This is a genomic window from Oleiphilus sp. HI0128 (genome assembly GCF_001635365.1).
Genome location: NZ_LWGG01000144.1, coordinates 1 through 909 on the forward strand (window position 1 = coordinate 1; position 909 = coordinate 909).

At 44.4% G+C, this 909-nt stretch carries 1 protein-coding gene; it reads left to right on the plus strand.

The window, feature by feature from the left end:
- Positions 1-35: 35 nt before the first annotated feature.
- Positions 36-909, plus strand: an 874-nt coding sequence (locus A3763_RS01855) for a molybdopterin-dependent oxidoreductase (RefSeq protein ID WP_231872070.1), incomplete at its 3' end; no start/stop codon positions are given.

The following is a 909-nucleotide window of genomic DNA, read 5'->3' on the forward strand; positions in this document are numbered from 1 at the left end:
AATTAATTAAGATCAAAGGTGATCCTCAACACCCTATGACTAAGGGCTATATTTGCCAGAAAGCGGCAAGATTAGAGCATTATCAAAATCACGATGATCGTTTGACACATCCTTTAAAAAGGATGCCAGATGGGAGCTTTCAGAAGGTTAGCTGGGATCAGGCCTTAGATGAAATCGCTGAAAAAATGAATGTAACGCGTGATCAGTTTGGCCCCGATTCTTTCGCGATTGTAGGTGGTGGTGGTCAAGGTAATCATCTTGGCGGTGCGTATGCTTCACAACTGCGTTATGCCATGGGTGGGAGTCGCTATACCTATACAGCTTTGGCTCAGGAAAAGACCATGGATTTTTGGGTGAATGGTCGACTGTTTGGTGATCAGCGTGTTCATTGTACTGAGGACGTAGAGCATTCTGACTACGTACTATTTATTGGCTGTAACCCATTTCAGTCACACGGTATACCCAATGCGCGCGATACGCTTAAAGAAATTAAGAAAGACCCGGACCGTACGATGGTGGTTTTTGACCCTAGAAGGTCTGAAACAGCGAAGCAAGCCGATATACATTTTCAGTTAAAGCCAGGTACTGATGCTTATCTGATGTCTGCGATCTTGGCGATTATCGTAAAAGAGGGCCTGCATGATAAAGCCTTCCTCGAGAATCACTGCACTGGCTTTAATAAGCTCGAAGCTGAACTATTAGATATTCCTATTGAAGAGTATGTAGAAAAAGCCGATGTATCCCTTGAGATGACGCAGCAAGTTGCACGAGACTTTGCTAATGCTAAAGCGGGATGCGTAAGAATTGACTTGGGTCTGCAGCAGTCACTGCATTCCACCTTGACGGCATATTTGGAAAAAATGCTGTATATGGTGACCGGCAATTTCGGGAAAACTGGCGGCAATAATC